The 890-nt window shown below is 67.1% G+C and carries 1 protein-coding gene and 1 pseudogene; one reads left to right on the forward strand and one right to left on the reverse strand.

Annotated features, from left to right (window positions below):
* Positions 1 to 208, reverse strand: a pseudogene (locus CF161_RS00035) (AraC family transcriptional regulator); the annotation flags it as partial.
* A gap of 110 nt (positions 209 to 318) precedes the next feature.
* On the opposite strand from CF161_RS00035, the gene inhA reads away from it, so the two are divergent.
* Positions 319 to 890, forward strand: a 572-nt coding sequence (gene inhA / locus CF161_RS00040; RefSeq protein WP_020294470.1) for an isonitrile hydratase, incomplete at its 3' end; no start/stop codon positions are given.

Raw genomic sequence — 890 nt, forward strand, 5'->3', positions numbered from 1 at the left:
GCAAGGGCTCGGCCAGCAGCGCCAGCCCGGCCGACGTCGGCAGCGCCCCGCCCGGATCGGCGATCACCGTGGCCACATAGGGCGCAGGCAGGCCCTGCTGGCGCAGCAGGTCATTGGCCGAGGCGAACACTTGCAGCGGCCCGGTCACATCGAGCACCTGGGCGTTAGCGAAGGCCAGCACATACACGGTTTTGGCAGCAGTAGGCATGATTGGCGTAAATCGTGGGCATCTTGGCGGATGCGCCAAAGCCTAGGGGAATAGAGTGAGGCCGTCCACCCGTTTCGGGTGACCCCAAAGATTGCCCCAGGAGAGACGCGATGACGCTGCAGATCGGTTTTCTATTGTTTCCCAAGGTTCAGCAACTGGACCTCACCGGCCCCTACGATGTGCTGGCGTCGCTGCCGGACGTGAAGGTGCACCTGATCTGGAAGGACCTGGAACCGGTCACCGCCAGCACCGGCCTGGTGCTGCTGCCCACCACCACGTTCGACGACTGCCCGGCCCTGGATGTGATCTGCATTCCCGGTGGCGCCGGGGTCGGCCCGCTGATGGAGGACGAACAGACCCTGGACTTTATCCGCCGCCAGGCCGCGGGGGCGCGCTATATCACTTCGGTCTGCACCGGCTCGCTGGTGCTGGGGGCCGCTGGCCTGTTGCAGGGCAAACGCGCCACCACCCACTGGGCCTACCACGAACTGCTGGGGCCGCTGGGGGCGACTGCGGTGCAGGACCGGGTGGTGCGCGACGGCAACCTGCTGACCGGTGGCGGCATCACCGCCGGCATCGATTTCGCCCTGGCCCTGGCCGCTGAACTCTACGGCGAGGCCCGCGCGCAACTGGTGCAACTGCAACTGGAATACGCTCCGGCCCCGCCCTTCAACGCCGGCAG

The organism is Pseudomonas sp. CF161 (assembly GCF_000416215.1).
GTDB lineage: Bacteria > Pseudomonadota > Gammaproteobacteria > Pseudomonadales > Pseudomonadaceae > Aquipseudomonas.